Source organism: Amycolatopsis sp. NPDC104587 (assembly GCF_055583645.1).
The window spans coordinates 88253-107494 of record NZ_JBVJNO010000021.1 but is presented as its reverse complement, the minus strand read 5'-3'; the positions used below and the strand labels follow the sequence as shown (position 1 = coordinate 107494).

The 19242-nt window shown below is 71.7% G+C and carries 16 protein-coding genes and 1 pseudogene; 8 read left to right on the top strand and 9 right to left on the bottom strand.

All coding sequences use genetic code 11. The annotated features are described in order from the left end of the window. Window positions 1-10 precede the first annotated feature (10 nt). From ACZ61C_RS44030 to ACZ61C_RS44015, 4 genes are all read left to right on the top strand, one after another. On the top strand, window positions 11-1402 hold the full coding sequence (locus tag ACZ61C_RS44030) for an aspartate aminotransferase family protein (RefSeq protein WP_465313919.1): 1392 nt from the start codon (window positions 11-13) through the stop codon (window positions 1400-1402). Window positions 1403-1617: 215 nt separating this feature from the next. After that, window positions 1618-2826: a cytochrome P450 gene (locus ACZ61C_RS44025; protein WP_465313918.1), complete on the top strand. Its 1209-nt coding sequence runs from the start codon at window positions 1618-1620 to the stop codon at window positions 2824-2826. A 33-nt stretch (window positions 2827-2859) separates the two neighbouring features. Beyond that, complete coding sequence (locus tag ACZ61C_RS44020; RefSeq protein ID WP_395922494.1) at window positions 2860-3249, top strand: hypothetical protein; 390 nt, start codon at window positions 2860-2862, stop codon at window positions 3247-3249. Between the two features lie 3 nt (window positions 3250-3252). Continuing rightward, window positions 3253-3894, top strand: coding sequence for a response regulator transcription factor (locus tag ACZ61C_RS44015; RefSeq protein ID WP_465313917.1), 642 nt, complete (start codon window positions 3253-3255; stop codon window positions 3892-3894). A 190-nt stretch (window positions 3895-4084) separates the two neighbouring features. Here ACZ61C_RS44015 and ACZ61C_RS44010 read toward each other — a convergent pair whose 3' ends face one another. From ACZ61C_RS44010 to ACZ61C_RS43995, 4 genes are all read right to left on the bottom strand, one after another. Continuing rightward, window positions 4085-4546 (bottom strand): GNAT family N-acetyltransferase, encoded by a 462-nt coding sequence (locus tag ACZ61C_RS44010; protein ID WP_465313916.1) that lies wholly within the window; start codon window positions 4544-4546, stop codon window positions 4085-4087. A gap of 67 nt (window positions 4547-4613) precedes the next feature. Further along, complete coding sequence (locus tag ACZ61C_RS44005; protein ID WP_465313915.1) at window positions 4614-5762, bottom strand: S53 family peptidase; 1149 nt, start codon at window positions 5760-5762, stop codon at window positions 4614-4616. 14 nt (window positions 5763-5776) lie between these two features. Continuing rightward, the gene (locus ACZ61C_RS44000) at window positions 5777-7888 is read right to left on the bottom strand and encodes a hypothetical protein (RefSeq protein ID WP_465313914.1); all 2112 of its coding nucleotides are present in this window, start codon (window positions 7886-7888) and stop codon (window positions 5777-5779) included. Window positions 7889-8000: 112 nt separating this feature from the next. Continuing rightward, the gene (locus ACZ61C_RS43995) at window positions 8001-8726 is read right to left on the bottom strand and encodes a FadR/GntR family transcriptional regulator (protein WP_465313913.1); all 726 of its coding nucleotides are present in this window, start codon (window positions 8724-8726) and stop codon (window positions 8001-8003) included. Window positions 8727-8868: 142 nt separating this feature from the next. Here ACZ61C_RS43995 and ACZ61C_RS43990 point away from each other — a divergent pair. Next, a pseudogene (locus ACZ61C_RS43990) lies at window positions 8869-10467 on the top strand (ABC transporter substrate-binding protein). A gap of 12 nt (window positions 10468-10479) precedes the next feature. Then, window positions 10480-11724, top strand: a complete 1245-nt coding sequence (locus ACZ61C_RS43985; RefSeq protein ID WP_465313912.1) for a LamG-like jellyroll fold domain-containing protein — start codon at window positions 10480-10482, stop codon at window positions 11722-11724. On the opposite strand, the gene ACZ61C_RS43980 is transcribed toward ACZ61C_RS43985, so the two are convergent. Continuing rightward, window positions 11630-12553, bottom strand: coding sequence for a DMT family transporter (locus ACZ61C_RS43980; RefSeq protein WP_465313911.1), 924 nt, complete (start codon window positions 12551-12553; stop codon window positions 11630-11632). The genes ACZ61C_RS43985 and ACZ61C_RS43980 overlap by 95 nt on opposite strands. A gap of 72 nt (window positions 12554-12625) precedes the next feature. Here ACZ61C_RS43980 and ACZ61C_RS43975 point away from each other — a divergent pair, with 72 nt between their 5' ends. After that, entirely contained in the window at window positions 12626-13525 is a 900-nt protein-coding gene (locus ACZ61C_RS43975; protein ID WP_465313910.1) for a LysR family transcriptional regulator, read from the top strand. Window positions 13526-13529: 4 nt separating this feature from the next. Here ACZ61C_RS43975 and ACZ61C_RS43970 read toward each other — a convergent pair whose 3' ends face one another. The 4 genes from ACZ61C_RS43970 to ACZ61C_RS43955 form a co-directional block, all read right to left on the bottom strand. Beyond that, window positions 13530-13862, bottom strand: a complete 333-nt coding sequence (locus ACZ61C_RS43970) for a hypothetical protein (protein WP_465313909.1) — start codon at window positions 13860-13862, stop codon at window positions 13530-13532. A gap of 68 nt (window positions 13863-13930) precedes the next feature. Further along, on the bottom strand, window positions 13931-15295 hold the full coding sequence (locus ACZ61C_RS43965; protein ID WP_465313908.1) for a protein kinase domain-containing protein: 1365 nt from the start codon (window positions 15293-15295) through the stop codon (window positions 13931-13933). A 97-nt stretch (window positions 15296-15392) separates the two neighbouring features. Continuing rightward, complete coding sequence (locus ACZ61C_RS43960) at window positions 15393-15854, bottom strand: HNH endonuclease (RefSeq protein WP_465313907.1); 462 nt, start codon at window positions 15852-15854, stop codon at window positions 15393-15395. A gap of 117 nt (window positions 15855-15971) precedes the next feature. After that, window positions 15972-16910 (bottom strand): CE1 family esterase, encoded by a 939-nt coding sequence (locus ACZ61C_RS43955; RefSeq protein ID WP_465313906.1) that lies wholly within the window; start codon window positions 16908-16910, stop codon window positions 15972-15974. Between the two features lie 267 nt (window positions 16911-17177). Between ACZ61C_RS43955 and htpG the strand changes: the two genes are divergently transcribed. Then, window positions 17178-19073, top strand: coding sequence for a molecular chaperone HtpG (htpG, locus tag ACZ61C_RS43950; protein ID WP_465313905.1), 1896 nt, complete (start codon window positions 17178-17180; stop codon window positions 19071-19073). Window positions 19074-19242 lie beyond the last annotated feature (169 nt).

The window sequence follows — 19242 nt, the reverse complement described above, 5'->3', positions numbered from 1 at the left end:
TAACCGAGGCATGACCACTACCGCCGACCGCGCTTCCGTCGACGCATCGAGGCTCGCCCAGTCCGCCCGCGACAACCTCTGGATGCACTTCACCCGCCACTCCGCCTACGACGAGACCGACGTCCCGGTGATCGTGCGGGGCGAAGGCGCCTACATCTGGGATGCCCGCGGGAAGCGCTATCTGGACGGGCTCGCTGGCCTGTTCGCGGTGCAGGTCGGGCACGGCCGCGAAGAGCTCGCCGAAGCCGCCGCGCGGCAGACGAAGCAGCTCGCGTACTTCCCGCTGTGGGGCCACGCGCACCCGACGGCGATCGAGCTGGCTTCGCGCCTGGCCGACGCGTCACCCGGCGACCTCAACCGCGTGTTCTTCACCGTGAGCGGCGGCGAGTCGGTCGAGACGGCGTGGAAGCTCGCCAAGCAGTACTTCAAGCTCGTCGGGAAACCGACCAAGCACAAGGTGATCAGCCGCGCGCTGGCCTACCACGGCACGTCGCAGGGCGCGCTGTCGATCACCGGCATCCCCGGCGCGAAAGCCGACTTCGAGCCGCTCGTGCCGAGCACGCTGCGGGTGCCGAACACGAACTTCTACCGCGCGCCCGAGCACGCCGACGACTACGCCGCCTACGGGCGCTGGGCCGCCGACCAGATCGAGCAGGCCATCGAGTTCGAGGGCGCGGACACCGTCGCGGCCGTGTTCCTCGAGCCGGTGCAGAACACCGGCGGCTGTTTTGTGCCGCCGCCCGGGTACTTCGAGCGGGTGCGCGAAATCTGCGACAAGCACGACGTGCTGCTCGTGTCGGACGAGGTGATCTGCGCGTTCGGCCGCGTCGGGTACGACTTCGCCGCCAAGCGCTACGGCTACCAGCCGGACATCATCACGACGGCGAAGGGCCTGACCTCCGGGTACGCGCCGCTGGGTGCGGTGCTGGCTTCGGAGCGGCTGATGGAGCCGTTCACGCGTGGTGCGACGACGTTCATGCACGGGTCGACCTACGGCGGGCACCCGGTGTCCTGCGCGGTGGCGCTGGCCAACCTGGATCTCATGGAGCGGGAGGACATCTACGGGCACGTGCTTTCGCGGGAGGCGGCGTTCCGGTCCACTTTGGACAAGCTGACCGACTTGCCGATCGTCGGCGACGTCCGGGGTGCGGGTTTCTTCTACGGCATCGAGCTGGTGAAGGACAAGGCGACCAAGGAGACCTTCGGCGCCGACGAGTCCGAGCGCGTGTTGCGCGGGTTCCTTTCGGATGCCCTGTTCGAGGCGGGGTTGTACTGCCGCGCCGACGACCGGGCCGAGCCGGTGGTGCAGCTGTCGCCGCCGCTGATCTGCGACCAGGCGCAGTTCGACGAGATGGAGCAGGTCCTGCGGGACACGCTGACCCGGGCGTGGAAACTGCTGTAGGACGGGCCGCAGCCCTGGGATCCAGTCTAGCGGTGGGCACCGACAGTTTCGGCCGCCTCTTCGGCCGCGGCTTTGGCCCGATCGGGCGGGGAACCCGGCTTTCCCGCCCGGGGGCCGGGTTCCTGGGTACCGTGGACGTCGGGGGGCCGGGGGAGCGGCCGGTGACCGGGCCGCCCGTGTTCGCGCCCTCCGGCCGCGCGCCCGGGAGGAGACCCATGACCGCGACCACGGACACCCCGCGCCTGCCCTTCGCGCGGCCGAACGTCCTGGAGATCGCCCCGCTGTTCGGGGTGCTGCGCCGGGAGGGCCCGGTGGTGCCGGTGACCACTCCGGCGGGCGACCCGGCCTGGCTGGTCACCGGGTTCGAGCAGGTGCGCGCCGTCTTCACCGACCCGCGGTTCGGCCGCTCGCACCCGGCGCCTGAGGAGGCGTCGGCGCTGTCGTCCGCGGCGATCCTCAGCCGGCCGCAGGGTGACCACGAGACCGAGCACGTCGAGCACGCGCGGATGCGGCGGATGCTCGTGCCCGCGTTCTCGGCCAACCGGATCCGCCGGCTCGCCGGGCACGTCCAGGAGCTCGCCGACGGCTGTTTCGACTCGATGGAGCGGGCCCGGGGTGACGGCGAGCCGGTCGACCTGCACGAGCACCTCTCGTTCCCGTTGCCGGTGCTGGTGATCTGCGAGCTGCTCGGCGTCCCGTACGAGGATCGGGACACGTTCCGCGTGCTGTCGGACAGGATGGGCCGGATGGACATCGGCGACGGCGCCGAGGCCGCGCTCCAGGAGTTCGCGGCCTACATGGGCCGGCTCGCCGCGGCCAAGCGGCGCGAGCCCGGGCAGGACGTCGTCTCCGACATGGTGCGGGCCCAGGCCGAGGACCCGGCGTTCACCGACGACGACCTCGCGAAGCTGGCCGCGGGCCTGCTGTTCGCCGGGCACGAAACGACGTCCAACCGCATCGACCTCGGCGTGCTGTACCTGCTGACCGACCTCGCCCGGCGCGACGCGCTCGCCGCCGACCCCGACGGCCGGGTGCACGGCGTCGTCGAAGAGATCCTGCGGATGTCCGCGCCCGGCGGTCTCGGGGTGCTGCGGTACGCACACGACGACGTCGAGCTCGGCGGGGTGACGGTCGCCCGCGGAGACGCTGTGGTCCTGTCGCTGGCCGCCGCCAACCGCGACTCGGCGGTGTTCGACGACCCCGAGTCGTTCGACCCGGACCGGAAGCCGAACGCGCACGTCGCCTTCGCTCACGGCGGCTGGTTCTGCATCGGCGCGAGCCTGGCGCGCACCGAGCTGCGGGTGGTGTTCGGGTCGCTGTTCCGTCGGTTCCCGGGGCTGCGGCTGGCCGCGTCGGTGGATGAACTGGAGGTGCGGGCGAACCGTGTCACCGGGGGAGTGGACCGCGTGCCGGTCCTCTGGTAGACCTGCGGCGGCGGCAGAGGAGAACGGGACAGCATGACCCTGTGGGACAAGCTCGGGATGGACGACAAGCTCGTCAAGGTGCTGCAGGAGATCCCGCCGGGTCCGGACGCGGGGGACTTCGGGCCCGCGTACGTCACGATCCACCAGCTGGCCGTCGAGCTGGACCAGCGGTTCCCGGAGGTGCGCAAGCAGCTGGACGTCCCGCTGGGCGGCGGCGCCACCCGGCACGCCGGGCTCGTGGAGCTGCTGGGCAAGGAGCTGGTCGACAAGATCAAGCGCTACGGCGACGTCTACCCGATCGAGGCCGCGCAGCTGTCTTCGGTGCGGTTCCGCGAGCTGCGCCTGCGGGGCCCGGGCGGCCGCGACCTGGTCGGGGCGTCGCGCGCCGACCTGCCGTTGATCCGCCTGCGGCCCAAGGACTGACCGGTGCTCCCACCGCCGCCGGTCCGGGTCCTGGTGGCCGAACGCGACGCCGGCGTGCGGGACCGCCTGAGCGCGATCCTCGCGGAAGCGGACGGCATCGAGGTGGTCGGCGCGGTGACCGACGCGACGGCGGCCCGGGTCACGCTCCGCCGGAGGTTGCCCGACGTGGTGCTGCTGGACCCGCGCCTCGGCCCGCTGGGCCCGGTCACCCGCCGCCCGGCGGTGGTGGTGCTGGCGACGTTCGATTCCGAGACGGGAATCCTGCGCGCGCTGCGTGACGGCGCGGCGGGTTTCCTGCTGCGGTCGGCTCGGCGGAACGAGGTGATCAAGGTGGTCCGCTTGGCGGCGGACGGGCACGTGGTGCTTTCCCCGGACGCCTCGCGGCGCCTGGTCTCGGCGGCAACCCGGTTGTCGGGGCCCCGGGACGAGCGGCTGGCTCAGGTGGACCGGCTGACGGAGCGCGAGAGGGAGGTGCTGGTCGGAATCGGGTCGGCGCTGACCAACGCGGAGATCGCCGAGCGGCTGGGGTTGGCGGAGCCGGTGGTGCGCGGGTGTGTGGCGCAGGTGGTGCGGAAGCTGGGGTGCGCGCATCGCACGGAGGCCGGGTTGCTGGCGTATGAGCGAGGTTTGTGTCGTCCAGGGTGAGGTGGTTTGGGGCTCCTGCGGGGACACGATTGGTCGGCGGGTGCGGGTTGGCGCGCGTTCGCTGGCGTGGTGCGCCTGCGCTGCTCGGGTGAGGGCGGCGGTCGTGTCGGCGCGTTCGGCTGGGTTCCGGGGTGCGCCGTCTTCACCGAGCAGGCGGCTCCGGTCGGCAGCACTTGCCGCGAAGGCTTGCTCAGCCGGGCTCTGTCTGCAGCAGCTTGGCCGATACCGCGAACCCGTGGCGCTCATACGCCGGCACCGCCCTCCCCGAGGAATGCACCGTCACGCGCTCCAGGCCCAGCTCCGCCGCCAACTGCAGCACCGCCTCGATCAGCCGGCCGCCGAAGCCGTTGGCGCGGGCTTCCGGTGCCACGTACATGCACTGCACATCGCCCGCGGCGCGGGTGAACTCGCGGGGCGTTGGCACCCTTGCCGTGATCGCGAGGAACGCCATTCCCGTCACCTCGCCGTCGCGAATCAGGACCAGGCACCGGTGCGTCGGCGTGTTCTCCCTGGCCCACGCCGCGAATTCGCGTACGAACTCCTCTCTGCCCGCGTCCGTCAGGCCGTCCTGCTCGGCCACCCAGCGCCAGCGCAGGCGCGCGACCGCTTCGAACTCGTCGGCGCCTGCCGGGCGGATCTCGATCTTCGGCACCCCTCGATTCTGGCAAAGCCGCTCCGCCGGGCGCATCCCCGGCGGAGCGGCTCCGGTCAGAAGCCGGTCAGAAGCCGGTCAGGCCGTTCGGCACGCCGACGCCCGTTGGCGCGTCATAACCCGGGCCGGCCACGCACAGATAATCGCCGCCGCATTTCTTGCCCGCTCCCGTCGGGTCGTTGTGGCCCGTGGTGATGTCCACGAACTGGGACGCGTGCGCGTACAGGTCCGCCGGGCCCGCCGCTCCCGCGCGGCCCGAGCGGCCGTACAGCCCGGCGACGAACGGCGCCGACGCGCTTGTGCCGTTCACCGGGAGCCAGCCGCCCGCGTCGGCGTTGAAGATCGCGATGCCGTCCGCGGCCGCCGCCACGTCCGCGACCGTCCGCTTGCCGCAGTGGGTGTCCTTCTGCCACTTCGGTTTGGCGATGTAGGCCGAGCAGCCGCTGCCGCCGTACTCCCACGCCGACTCCGCCCAGCCGCGCGCGGAGTCCGGGTCGCGGGCGAGCGTCGTCCCGCCGACCGCGACCGTCGACGCCAGCACCGCCGGGTAGCTCGCCGACGTGAACCCGAAGTCGCCGGAGGAGGCGACCACGGTGACCCCCGGGTGCCGGTAGTGGCTCGCGTACGCCAGCGGCGCACCGCTTTCCCGCGCACCATAGCTGTTCGACACCACCTTCGCGCCCAGCCGGACCGCGGTGTCCTCCGTCTCCGCCAGGTCGGCGAACCCGGGTGTGTTGCCCTCGACGACCACGATGCGGCACGACGGGCACGCCGCCGACACCATCGAGACGTCCAAAGTGGACTCGATGGCCCAGCCGAAGTCGGCCGGCGGCAGGGGAGCCGCGGCGCCCTGCTGGTTGACCTTCGTGAAGCAGCCGTTCGCCGTTGTGCACGGCGGCAGCCCGTACTGCGCCCGGTACGCGGTCAGGTCCGCTTCCAGGTTCGGCGCGTCGTAGGCGATCGAGATGCCGACGACGGCGCCCGGCCCCGGGTCGGACGGCAGCCGGTACGCCGACGCCAGGTCGTCGGCACCCCAGCCGGCCGGACCGTCGGCGAGGCCGCGCACCGAACCCGGTGTGTACGTGGTCAGGCAACGGAGCACCCCGGGCCGCTCGGGACACGCGGTGCGCGGCGCCGGAGCGGCCGACGCGACAGGCGCGAACACGCCGACGGCGACCACGGCGGCGCTCAGGGCGCCGATAATCGATCTGTGCACAGTGGACACTCCCCTCAGGACGTGTAGACGTGGTAGGCGGCGGTGATCGACTCGGCGATGGTCGCCCCCGCGGCGTCGGAAGCCGTGACGCGCAGGGAGACGTCCCCGCCGCGGAACGCCTCCGTGGTCGCGGTGAAGTCCGCGTGGAAGACGCCGCCACCGCGAGCGGTGACGGTCGCTTCCCGCCAGGTCGTGCCGTCGGTCGAGTACTGCACCGTCGCGGCGGTCACCGGGGAACCCGTGCTCTGCTGCAGGTGCCCGACCGTCAGGTCGAGGCCCTGCGGCCCGGAGACCGTCGAGCCGTCCGGCCGCAGCCCGGCGACGGCGTACCCCAGTGTCAGCAGGGGTTCGACCGTGCACGCCCGGTCCGAGCCGCGCGCGCAGGACAGGGCCGGCGGGAGCGTGCCCTCGGTGTGCTGCGACTTCCACGTCCACGCGGTGTGGGTGGCCGTGCTCTGGTGGTACATCGGGCCGGTGCGGCCCGCGTCGACCGTGAGCCCCAGTGTCGACGGCCCGGCCGCGACCTCCTGCGCCAGCGAAAGTTCGGGCGCGCCCACCGGGCTGCCCTCGGCGATCGTCTCGCCGTCCCGGGTCAGCGTGTAGTGCCCGGTCATCGTGTCCGTCGGCTCGCCGGAGAAGCCGAACCCGGTGTGCCCGGGCTGGTTGTCGCTGAACGGCGTGATCGACACCCGCAGCAGGTCGCCGGCGCGGGTCGCGGCCGGGATCACCGGCGCGCTGCCGTCGGACAGCGGCAGCAGCGCGACGTCACCCGCCGGGTGCAGCGGGAACCTGTTCCAGTCCTCGGTGACCGTGGTGCCGCCGGTGTAGGCGTGGAACGGCTCGTACTGCCCGCCGGCCCAGGCCGGGAACGGCGCGGGCACGATGTACTTCGAGAACCCGCCGAACCAGCGCAGGTCCGGCGCGGCGGAGACGTACTCGGTCTGCTTCCGGGGTGTCTCGATCAGGTGCGACCCCCGGCCGCTGCTGTCTTCGAAGGCGAACATCCCGCTGCGCTGGCGACGGCCGAGCGTGGCGAACTCGCTGAAGTACGTCGCGTTCACCGCGGCGACGTCCTGCGCCGTGATCACGTATCGCTGCTGCGGAATCGTGCCCACGCTCGCCTTCTGCAGCACGTATTCGTACGGCGTGCCCGGCCCCGGCGGGGACACGAGCCTGCTGTACGGGTACGTCTGCAACGCCCCGGTGCGCACCGGGACCGGCGACGGCGACACCGCGATCGGCACCCCCGGACCGGCGTCGAAGTCGACGGCCAGCGCCGGCCCCGTCTTCGCCGCCCGGCGGAAGAAGAACCCGGTGTCGTCCAGCAGTGCCGGTCGCGGGGTCACCCAGGTCAGCTTGCTGGTAGCACGGGAAGCGTCCACCCGGACCGTCTTGTCCGCCTTCACCGCGAACTCCGGCTGCGCGCTGAAGCGCACCTCGGTCGGGTTGCCGTCGGCGTCGGCGGTCCAGAAGAGCCCGAGCGCGCTGTAGTTCCCCTCCGGCGCGCTGAACTTCGCCGTGCCGCCCGAGAAGTAGTTGAGACTCTCGTTCGGGTCGAGCAGGTTCCCGTCGTCGGTGTTGTAGAGGAAGGCGACGCCGGTGTCGGCGGGCTTGCCCGCGATGTCCTTGGCGTCGACCGACACCGTGCGCATCACCGAGCGGGGCCGCACGGCCCGCCGCTGCGGTGCCCCCGAGAGCGCGAAGCTTTTACCCCCGGCGAAGAGCCCCTGGCCCCCGAAGCAGCCCTTCGCGTTGTCTTCCTTGAACTGCTTGGCCAGCGCCGCGCCGAACGTCGACGGGTCGACCGGCGCCGAAGCGCCGGCCAGCAGCGCCTGGACGTCGAACAGGCTCAGGTCCAGCCCGCGCCCCAGGTAGGGGAGCGCGGTGCCGGGTACCTCGTAGTCGCGCTCGCCCAGCCGCAGGTGCACGAGCGCCCGTGCCATGCCCTTCCCGGCGGCCGGCTCGACTTCGTAGTGGAACCGGTCGTCCGTGCTGGTCCGGACGGCAATCCGCTCCCCGGTGGGCAGAACGGCGCTGGTCGCGGCGACCGCGGCCGGCGGGGCGAGCCCGGTCAGCCCCGCCGCACCGGCGAGCAGGACCGCGAGCACCGAAAGTGTTCTTCGCACTGGCACCTCCGTGTGGTGGTAGATCACCACTACCGACGAGCCAGACGCCGAACCCGTTGAGCCCGGTTCTCGATCTTGCGGAAGTTACCTCGATCGGGTCAACGACCCAGAGTCAGGAATGCGCCGCGGGCACCGGCCGCGCGACGCCGAAACCGCTGTACGGACCGGCTTTCGCGCGCTTGCGCACCTCGTCGAAGTGCCGGTGCACGGCTTCGGCGGCCGCGTCGGCGTCACGCAGCACCAGGGCGTCGACGATCGCCTGGTGGCGTTTCGCGGTGGCCGTCGCCGACGACGCCGGGCCACCGAGCTCGCTTTCGGCGATCCGGTAGACGTCCCAGAACAGCCCGGTGAGCTCGCGGGCGAGGTCGAACCCGGCCTCGGCGCAGATGAGGTCGTGGAACTCGCGGTCGGCCTCCGCGGCGTCGGGGCCCTTGCGCTTCATCCGCGTGACGCAGGCCTGCAGGTCCTCGACGAGCCCGGGCCGGTGGTCGGTGGCCACGCGGCGGGTCAGCTCGGTCTCGAGCATCTCCCGCACCTCCAGGAGGTCACGCAGCCGCCCGACGTCGGTCGCGCCGCGCGCGCGGGTGCGGAACAGCAGCCACGTCTGCAGCGACTCCGAACCGGCCGAGCCGACGAACGTGCCGTAGCCGTGGCGGATCTCGACGATGCCGAGGGCCTGCAGGGCCTTGATCGCCTCGCGGATCGAGTTGCGGCTGACGCCGATGTCCTCCATCAGGCTCAGCTCGGTGGGCATGGGCGCGCCCGGCGGGAGCTCCCGCTCGACGATCAGGTCGATGATGCGCTTGGTGATCTCTTCGCTGCGCTGCGGACGGGCCACTGCTGTCCTCCCCGGATGCGTCGTGAGAGGACATCCTACGTCATACGTCCAGAAGGGTTGACCGGCACGCGAACCCATCCTAGGCTCACGCCGGTCATAGGACGTCCCATGTCCTACCGTTCGAGGCCAGCCGGAGACACCGATGTCCCAGAGCCCGTCGCTCAGCCGCCGCCAGTTGCTGCGCTACACCACCTTCGCCGGGGCGGCCTTGGCGTTCCCGACCGTGCTCGCCGCGTGCGGCGGGCCGGCGTCCACCAACAAGACCGGCAGCTCGACCGGCTCGCTGACGGCGGTGATCGGCTACGGCAACAACCAGACGTGGGACCCGCTGCAGACCGCGTCCGCGTTCTCGATGGCCGCGATCCTGCACTGCTACGAGTCCCTCGTGGAGGGTGACCCGATCACCCGCGCGCCGTTCCCGGGCCTGGCGAAGGCGCTGCCCGCCGACCCGGGCGGCACCAGCCTGAAGTTCGACCTCCGCGAGGGCGCCCAGTGGCACGACGGGCAGCCGGTGACCGCGGACGACGTCGTCTTCACCTACGCCCGGGCACTGGACGACAAGGAGAACGTGCTGATCCACAGCTTCTTCTCCACGTGGCTGAAGGAGGTCCGCAAGACCGGCGACCGGTCGGTCGAGTTCGTCCTCAAGTTCCCGTTCCCCTACGCGCTGCAGCGCATCCAGTGCTGCAAGATCGTCCCGAAGCACGTCTACGACGGCAAGTGGGACGACGCCAAGGGCGGCAAGGTCGTCGGCTCCGGCCCGTACAAGGTCGTCGAGCAAGCTCCGCTGTCCCACACCAGCTTCGAAAAGTTCGCGGCCTACAACGGCCCGCGCCCGGCCGCGTACGACAAGATGCTCTGAAAGTCCATCGTGGACTCGGCCCCGCGCGTCGCGGCCATCTCCGGGGCGACGCCGGACGCGCAGATCGCCGAGAACATCCCGGCCGCCAACGCCGAGCAGCTCCGCAAGGCGGGCCGGACGGTCGAGTTCGCCGACGGCGGCAACAACCTCTTCCTGCTCTTCAACACCGAGCACAAGCCGTTCGACAGCAACCTCGTCCGGCAGGCGCTGCACTACGCGATCGACAAGAACAAGATGATCGACATCGGCCTGAAGGGCGCCGGCTCGCCCGGCACGTCGTTCATCAACCCGAAGCTCCCGTCGTCCCAGCCCGCGTCGCAGGACTTCGTCTATAACCCCGACAAGGCGAGGCAGCTGCTGGCGCAGGCCGGCGCCACCGGGCTGAAGGTGACGCTGTCCACGACGAATACCTCGCTGGTCGCCGACTGCGTCAAGGTGATCAAGGAGGGCTGGGACGCGATCGGCGTCCAGACCACTTTGGACTCCCAGGACACGAAGGCGCTGTTCTCCAAGCTGGACGCGGGCACCGACTTCCAGGTCGTCGCGACGACCAACAATCCGATGCAGTTCGGCAACGACCCGGACCTGCTCATCCGCTACTACTACGACGCCAAGTCGATCCTGACCACCAAGTACGCCCGGTGGACCGGCGCCGACGCCCGGTCGCTGCTCGCCCTGCAGGACCAGGCCGCGGCGGAGACCGACGAAGCCGAGCGGACGTCGCTGAGCAAGCAGCTGCTCGACCGGATCTCCGAGCAGGCCGTGATCTACCCGGTGGTGTTCACCCAGCTCGGCACCGCGTGGGACCCGAAGGCGATCACCGGGGTGCACGCCCAGGGGTATCCCGGCATCTCCCTGAACCAGGCCAAGCCGGTCTAGGAGGAGAACCCCGTGGCCGTCGTCGTGCGGATGCTGCTCAGCCGCATCCTCGCCCTGATCCCGCTGCTGCTCGGCGTGATCCTGTTCGTGTTCATCGTGATGCGGTTCGCGCCGGTCGACCCGGCGCTGGCCGCCTTCGACGGCGCGAACGCCACCGCCGAGCAGCTGCAGCGGTTCCGGCTGGAGAACGGGCTGCTGGACCCGCTGCCGCTGCAGTACGTCCACTTCGTCTGGCACCTGGTCCAGGGCGACTTCGGCACCAGCGTGATCACGAAGCAGCCGGTCGGCGACACGATCACGACCGCGCTGCCGCTGACCGTCCAGCTCACCCTGCTCGGCCTGGTCATCGCCCTGGTGACGGCGCTGGTGCTCGGCGTGACGTCGGCGCTGTTCCGCGACCGCTGGCCGGACAGGTTGATCCGCGTGGTCACCCTGGCCGGGGTCGCCGCACCGGCGTTCTGGGTGGCGTTGCTGCTGGTCCAGTGGCTGGCCGTCGGCCAGGGCATGTTCCCGACCAGCGGTTACGTCAGCCCGGCCGACTCCCTCGGCGGCTGGCTGAACTCGCTGACGCTGCCCGCGGTCTCGCTGGCGCTGCCGGTGGCCGCGCAGCTGACCCGGGTGATCCGGACGTCGATGGTCGAAGAGCTGGACAAGGACTACGTCCGCACCGCTCGCGGCGGCGGCCTGCCACCGGTCGTCGTGGTCGGGCGCAACGTCGACGACTACGTCCGCGTGCCGTACGACCCGGCGCAGCCGCCCGGCGACGGTGACCTCACGTGGACCGGCTGGTTCCGGTACGGGGCGAGCAAAGGCAACCAGGTGCTCTTCTGGCTCGGCGGGATGGGCGCCACGGCGCCGCAGCTGTGGCTGCGCGGTGAACCCGCGAACCACCGGCTGATCACCACGATGACCACGGCGGCCGGGACCGCGTTGATCACGACGGCGCAGGCCTACGACGACCAGGCCTGGCACCACGTCGCGCTGGAGCGCACGGGCGGCAGGCTGCTGCTGTGGGTCGACGGTGTCCAGGCCGCGGCCGGCGCGGCGGTCGCCGGGTCGGTCAGCCAGACCGTGTCGTTCCAGCTGCAGCTGGGGCAGCGGCTCGACAACACGTTCCGGTGGAACGGCTCGTTCGACGAGGTCCGCTTCCACCGCCGGGCGCTCACGGCGCCGGAGCTCGACGCGATCCGCCTCCGGAACGCGCCGGTTCCCGCGGGGCAGGTGCTGCGGCTGCCGTTCGACCGGGTCCGCGGCTGAGGGAGATAAGGACGACGCCGGCGATGCTGAGCGCACCGCCGACGGCGTCCACCCAGGTCGGGACCTCGCCGAGCCAGCCGAACGCGACGGCGAGGGCGACCGCCGGGACGAGGTAGAGCGCGCCGGTCGCGACGGCGATCGAGTGCCGCGCCACCGCGTACCCCCAGGCGACGAACCCGGCAGCCGAGGGGAGCACCCCGAGGAACACGACCGACAGGGTCGCCGCGGCCGGGGCCGTCGCGACCGCGTCCAGCGCCTGCGGGGCGAGCGGGGCGAGGAAGAGCGTGCCGGCCCACATGGCGTAACACGCGACTTCGAGTCCGGTGTAGCGCTTGAGCAGCGGCTTGCTGCAGACGTGGTAGACGCCCTGGACGGCCGCTGCGGCCAGCACGACCCACGCCGCGCCCGAGTAGCCCAGGCCGCCGCCCACCGCGATGAGCGCGCTGCCGCCGAGCGCGACGGCGCTGCCGAGGACCTTGCGCACGGTCAGCCGTTCGCCCAGGAACGCCGCGGCGAGCAGGACGCTGAACACCGGCGCCACCGAGACGAGCAGGCTCGCGGTGCCCGCCGGGACGTGGACCTCGCCCCAGTTGAGCAGGACCTGGTAGGCGCTCATCCCGGCCAGCCCGCACACAGCGATCAGTGGCAGGTCGGCCTTGCGCGGCACGCGCACCTTGAGGATCGGCGCGGCGAGCAGCAGGACGGCCGACGCGACCGCGAGCCGGGCGAACGACAGGCCCGCGACGCCGTACCCGTCGATGCCGACCTTGATCGCGGGGAACGCCGAGGCCCACAGGACGACGGTGACGGCGAGAGCTGCGAGTTTCACGCTGTCCATCGTCGGCCGTGCGATACTGAAGTACCAGTTACGGTTTCTTCCCGAATCAGGAAGTCGGACTTCATGTTGGAGCTTCGCCGCCTGCGCATCCTGCACGGACTCGCCCAGCACCGGACCGTGGCCGCCACGGCCGCGGCGCTGCACCTGACCGGCCCCGCCGTCTCCCAGCACCTGGCCGCGCTCGAGCGTGAGGCCGGGACACCGCTGCTGGAGAAGCAAGGCCGCACGCTGGCGTTCACCCCGGCCGGGCGGTTGCTGGTGTCCCACGCGGAGGTCATCCTCGACGACCTGGCCGCGGCCGAGTCGGCGCTGGCGGCGGTCGCCGAGAACGGCGGCACGGGCACGGTCCGGGTCGCGGCGTTCGCCTCGGCGTCCCGGCAGCTGCTGCCGCGGGTGTGGGCCGAGCTGCCGGCGGCGGTGTCCCTGCGCCTGGCCGTGCAGGAGCCGGAGACCGCCTTCCGGTCGCTGCGCACCCAGGACGCGGACATCGCGGTGGTGCACGGGTATTCGCTGCTGCCGCGCGACGTCCCGCCGCGGTGCGAGGACCGGGTGCTGCTCTCGGAGCCCGTCCTGCTGGCGACTTCCGATCGGCCGGGCTCCGGCGAGCCGGTGCGGCTGGCCGACTTCGCCGACCGGCCGTGGCTCGTGCCCACGGCCGACCTCTCGTGCCACGAAATGATCCAGCGGGCCTGCGGGGCGGCGGGTTTTGTGCCGTCGGTCGCAGCGGAGTCGCCGGACTTCGCGGTGCTGATCGCCTTGGCCGCGGCCGGGGCGGGCGTGGCTCTCGTGCCGGCAATGGCGTTGCCCGCCGGACCGCTGGGGGTCGGCCTGCACCGGCTCGCGGAACCGTTGACCCGCAAGGTGTTCGCGGTGACCCGCAGCGGCACGGCCCGGCGGCCGGACATTCGCGCCGTGCTCGACCTGCTGGAGCGGTCGGCGGCCGAGTGGGTCGCGCAACGGTGAGCCGTTACTTGGCGGCCCGCGCCTTCTCGACGGCTTCCAGGAACTTCGCGACCTTCTTGCGGTCGCCGTAGTCGTACTGGAACGTGTTGCCGGCCAGCTTGTCGGCGAACAGCGGGACGTTCTCGACGACCGCGCCCGGCCCGTCCGGCGTCACGAACTCGATCTTCCCGGGCTTCCACGCCGTGGCGGGGGTGTGGCGGATGGCGGTGATCTTCGCGAGCGGGAATCGGTTCTTCTTGTCGTCCGGGACCACCGCCCAGATCTTGGTCGCGATGGTCAGGGTGATCGCGCTCCCGTCGAAGCGCAGGGACCGACGGCGGGACCTGATGGGCTTCACCGGACCTCCCGTCGTCACCACGACTATCCCAGCGGCCCAGTGCCGCCGGAAGACGCCGTCCGGACGGTTCAGAGCGTCCGGCAGGTGAGCTCCGGACGGCCGTCGGCGGCGCCGTTGCCGGTCAGCGCGATCAGCCCGAACGTCGTCGAGCCGTCCGCGTCGAGCTTCGCGTTCCACGCCGCGTTGTCGACCGTCACCGTCGAGCCGTCGACCGTGAACGTGCCGTTCCACAGGCCGCTGATGTGGTGCCCGTCCGGCAGGGTCCAGCGGACGCGCCAGCCGGACAGCGCGGCCGCGCGGTCGTTGCGGACGGTCACCTCGACCTGGTAGCCGCCGGGCCAGGAGTTCGTCACCTGGTAGCGGGCCGCGCAGCCCAGGTCGGCCGGGGTCGTCGAGGTGGTGGGCGGGGGCGTGGCCGGGACCGGCGCGGCGACCGGGGCCGCCGCCGGGGCCGGTCGGTCCGGCACCAGCGCCGTCCCGATCACCACGCCGAGGGCCAGCAGCACCGCACCGCCCGTGCTCGCCAGGACGAGCCGGCGGCGCGGGCGGTGGACGCGCAGCAGCCGGGTCCCCAGGTGCCCTCGCGGCCGAGGTCGCGGCGGAGGCAGCGGGCGGCCGCCGGTGACGGCTTCGAACAGGTCCTGCACCTCGGCCATCACCGGGCGCTCGGCCGGGTCGCGCCGCAGCAGCCGTCCGAGCACCTCCGCGAGCGGCCCGCTGTGCCGCGGCGGGGTGACCTCGTCCCGGGCGACGCGCAGCAGCAGCGTGATGGCGTTGTCGTCGTTCCCGAACGGCGGCACGCCCTCCAGCGCGCGGTAGAGCGTCGCGCCGAGGGAGAAGACGTCGGCCGGGAAGCCCGCGTCGGCGCCGTTCGCGACTTCGGGCGAGAGGTAGGCGGGGGTGCCCGCGATGAACCCGCCGCCGGTCACCGTGCCCTCGCCGGTGGCCCGCGAAATCCCGAAGTCGGCGATCTTCGCGACGCCGGACTCGCCGATGAGCACGTTGGCGGGGGTGACGTCCCGGTGCACGATGCCCTCGCCGTGCGCCGCGGCCAGCGCCGAAGCCACCTGCAGGCCGATGCGCGCCACCTCGTCGGCGGGCAGGCTCTCCCGGTCGAGCAGGATCTCCGCGAGGCTGCGCGACGGCAGGTACTCCATGACCAGGTACGGCTCGCCGCCGTGCTCGGCGACGTCGTGCACGGTGATGGCGTGGGGATGCCGCAGGCGCGCGGTGAGCCGGGCCTCGCGCATCGCGCGCGAAGCCGCCTGCTCACCGGCGGCCTGCCCGATCGCCGGGTCGTACCCCAGCTGCTTGACGGCGACCACCCGGTCGAGCCGCTCGTCGCGGGCCCGCCAGACGACGCCCATGGCGCCCTGGCCGATCCGCTCGTCCAGCCGGTAGCGCCCGGCGATCAGCTCTCCTGCGTCGGTCACGACGACCTCCCGGCCTTCCCCGGAACACACGGATGCCAGTGGCAATCGGTTCGAGCCTACGGCCTGCCCGCCGGGGGCGCCGACGGGCAGGCCGCGCTCACGCGCCGGGCCGGTGCAGCTGGTCCCACGTCGGGACGGCCGGGGTGAACCGGAGCTTCATCCCGGCCTCGGCCGGCAGCTTGTCCGCCTTGCGGGCGTTGCAGCTGCGAGGCGTGCCGCCGCACGCGGCGACCGTGTTGAGCCAGCTGGTCTTGGCGCCGCCGCGGGACAGCGGCGTCACGTGGTCGATCGTGGTCGCGCGCTGCCCGCAGTAGGCGCAGCGATGCCCGTCCCGGACCAGGACCCCGCGCCGGGACCAGCGCGGTGGCTGCGTATATCGCCACTTCATGACGACGTACCGCAGCAACCGGACGATCTTCGGGCGCGGGAACAGCCCGTACGCGAGACCGTCTTCGGCCTCGTGGATCTCGGCGACGTGGCGCACGAGCATCCGGATGGCGTGCGGGACGGACACGGTCTGCAGCGGCTCGTAGCCGGCGTTGAGGACGAGAACCTTCACGGCGCACCTCTTCCTTTGGTGGGGAGACGCAGAAAGCCGCCCGTCGGCGGTCCGACGGGCGGCTTCTGCCTGGTGCGGTTCATGGTCGCCGAGGGGCGCGAGCCGCGTCAATCGTGTTTACCGCAGGGAATGGCCCCGGAAGAACCGCCAGATCACCGGGGTCGCGTCGATGACCGTCGGGGTGGCCGAGTCGAGGTTCGGCTTCGTGCTCGGCCAGACGTGCCCGGCCCCTTCGACGCGGTAGTGCTCGAGGGCGCCGCGGTGGTCGCAGCCGAGCCACTTCTGCGCGACGACCCCCGGCACCGGCGTCCACGACACGGGCTTGGCGCGGCAACCGTCCCTTGTGGACCAGCCGGCCAGCCAGTCCGGGATCGACGGCAGGCCCTTGTCCGGGTTGCCGGTGTAGGGGATGGTCGTGTCGGCGGTGCCGTGGAAGTCGAGGATCGAGACGTCCCGGCTCGGGTGGCAGGCGCCGCCCTGCGGGTAGAACGCGCCGGAAACCGGGGCGAACGCCGCGATCCGGCCGGCCAGCCGGCACGCGAGCACCCCGACGAACCCGCCGCCGTTGGACTTGCCGGTGGCGAAGATCCGGTTGTCGTCGACGCACAGCGTGCGCTGCAGCGAGTTCAGCAGGTCACTGGTGAGCAGGACGTCGTCCGCGGCCGCGGAGTAGGGCGCGCCGGTCCACGCCGACTCGCCGTCGGTGCCGATCAGGCCCTGCGGGTACACCGAGATCGTGTCCAGCGCCGAGAACCCGGACAGCTCCTCCTGGTACTGGGAGGTGCGCTTGTGCCCGTGGAAGGAGAGGACCAGGGGGTACGCGCGGCGCGGGTTGTAGTGCGCGGGCAGGTGCACGGTGTAGGTGCGGTCGAGGCCGCCGGACACGACGTGCTGCGTGGTCGTCACCCCGGCCGGGACCGGGGCGGGGCGCCCGCAGCCGGTGGTGCGGACGGGGTGGTCGACGACGCCCGCCGCGGCGGCGGGCGCGGCGAAGGCGGTGGTCAGGGCGCAGGCCGCGGCGAACGCGGCCGCCCACTGGGGCAGGGGTCCGGGCACTCGATCCTCCTTGATCGGCAGCGGGGCGTGGCCAGCATCACCCTCGGAGTCCGACCCACCTAGATTGCGTTCATACTGTGCGCACTTTTCACTGATCCGACCGCAGTCACGGCCTGACGGCTCCGTGCCGACGGTCGCTTGCCGTGCGCGGGCCGGCCTGCTTCCGGCCGGATCAGTGAAGTGCGCGACCGGGTGACGACCAGCAGTGTCGGTGCCCCTCGGTAGGATCGGCCCACCTCGGCTTTTGTGCACCGGAAAGGACCGGAAGTGACCACCCCGATCGAGACGCTGGAGTTCCAGTCGGAAGCGCGTCAGCTGCTGCAGCTGATGATCCATTCGATCTATTCGAACAAGGACACCTTCCTGCGGGAGCTCGTCTCCAACGCCTCCGACGCCCTCGACAAGCTGCGGCTGGAGTCGTACCGCGACAAGGACCTGGACGCGGACACGGCCGACCTGCACGTGGCGATCGAGGCGGACCCGGCCGCGCGCACCCTCACGGTGCGCGACAACGGCATCGGCATGACGCGCGACGAGGTCGTCGCCCTCATCGGCACGATCGCCAAGTCCGGCACCGCCGACTTCCTGACCAAGCTGAAGGAGGCGAAGGACGCGGCGGCGTCGCAGGACCTCATCGGGCAGTTCGGCGTCGGGTTCTACGCGAGCTTCATGGTCGCGGACAAGGTCACGCTGGTGACGCGCAAGGCCGGCACGGCCGAGGGTGTGCGCTGGGAGTCGACCGGCGAAGGCACCTACACGATCGAGCCGGTCGAAGACGCGCCGCAGGGCACCGCGGTCACCCTGCACCTCAAGCCCGAGGACGCCGAGGACCACCTCTACGACTACACGTCCCCGGCGAAGATCCGGGAGATCGTCAAGAAGTACTCCGACTTCATCACCTGGCCGATCCGGATGGCCGGCGAGGGCGAGGACGCGGCGCCCGAGACGGTCAACTCGATGAAGGCGCTGTGGGCGCGGTCGTCGAGCGAGGTCACCGAGGCCGAGTACCACGAGTTCTACAAGCACGTCAGCCACGACTGGCAGGACCCGCTGGAGACCATCCGGCTGCAGGCCGAGGGCACGTTCGAGTACCAGGCGCTGCTGTTCCTGCCCTCGCACGCGCCGATGGACCTGTTCCTGCGGGAGCGCAAGCGCGGGGTCCAGCTGTACGTGAAGCGCGTCTTCATCATGGACGACTGCGAGTCGCTCGTCCCCGAGTACCTGCGGTTCGTCAAGGGCGTCGTCGACGCGCAGGACCTCTCGCTCAACGTCTCGCGGGAGATCCTGCAGCAGGACCGGCAGATCCAGCTGATCCGCCGTCGCCTGGTCAAGAAAGTCCTCTCGACGGTGAAGTCGATGATGACCGCCGACGCCGAGAAGTACGGGACGTTCTGGCGGGAATTCGGGCGCGCGGTCAAGGAAGGCCTGCTCGACGACTTCGAGAACCGCGAGGCCATCCTCGAGATCTCGTCGTTCGCCTCGACGCACGACGCGGAGAAGCCGACCTCGCTGCGCGACTACGTCGAGCGGATGAAGGACGGCCAGCAGCACATCTACTACATGACCGGCGAGTCCCGGTCGGCCATCGAGAACTCGCCGCACCTGGAGGCGTTCCGGGCCAAGGGGTACGAGGTGCTCGCGCTCACCGACCCGATCGACGAGATGTGGGTCGACGCGGTGCCGGGCTTCGACGGGAAGCAGTTCCAGTCGATCGCCAAGGGCCAGGTCGACCTGGAGTCGGACGAGGACAAGAAGGCCACCGAGGTGGCCCGCGAACAGCAGCAGAAGGACTTCGAAGGCCTGCTGTCGTGGATGGGGACGTCCCTGGGCGAGTCGGTCAAGGAGGTCCGGCTGTCGTCGCGGCTGACGACGTCGCCCGCGTGCATCGTCGGGGACACCCACGACCTGACCCCGACGCTGGAGAAGATGTACCGGGCGATGGGGCAGGAGCTGCCGCCGATCAAGCGGATCCTCGAGCTGAACCCCGAGCACGCGCTGGTGACCGGCCTGCGCGAGGCGCACACCGCGCGGCCGGAAGACGCGGGGCTGGCCGAGACGGCCGAGCTGCTCTACGGGATGGCGCTGCTGGCCGAAGGCGGCGAGCTGGGTGACCCGGGCCGGTTCATCAAGCTGCTGGCGAGCCGGCTCGAGAAGACGCTGTGAGACCGGGCCCGGGCGGGACCACACCGCCCGGGCTCTGTCCACTGTGGACGATTCATGCAGTCGCACGTGAGGTTTCGGGCGGCTCCCGAACGGGCATGCGCGACGTATGGCCGGAACCGTGCTCGAAGCCGCCAGGCGGCCGCGCTGTCCGCAGGTACCCGGCGGCTGA

Excerpts from the sequence above, each read along its gene's own strand:
- ACZ61C_RS44030 (WP_465313919.1), top strand. The coding sequence starts at position 11 with ATGACCACTACCGCCGACCGCGCTTCCGTCGACGCATCGAGGCTCGCC.
- ACZ61C_RS43975 (WP_465313910.1), top strand. The coding sequence starts at position 12,626 with ATGTTGGAGCTTCGCCGCCTGCGCATCCTGCACGGACTCGCCCAGCAC.
- ACZ61C_RS44020 (WP_395922494.1), top strand. The coding sequence starts at position 2,860 with ATGACCCTGTGGGACAAGCTCGGGATGGACGACAAGCTCGTCAAGGTG.
- ACZ61C_RS44025 (WP_465313918.1), top strand. The coding sequence starts at position 1,618 with ATGACCGCGACCACGGACACCCCGCGCCTGCCCTTCGCGCGGCCGAAC.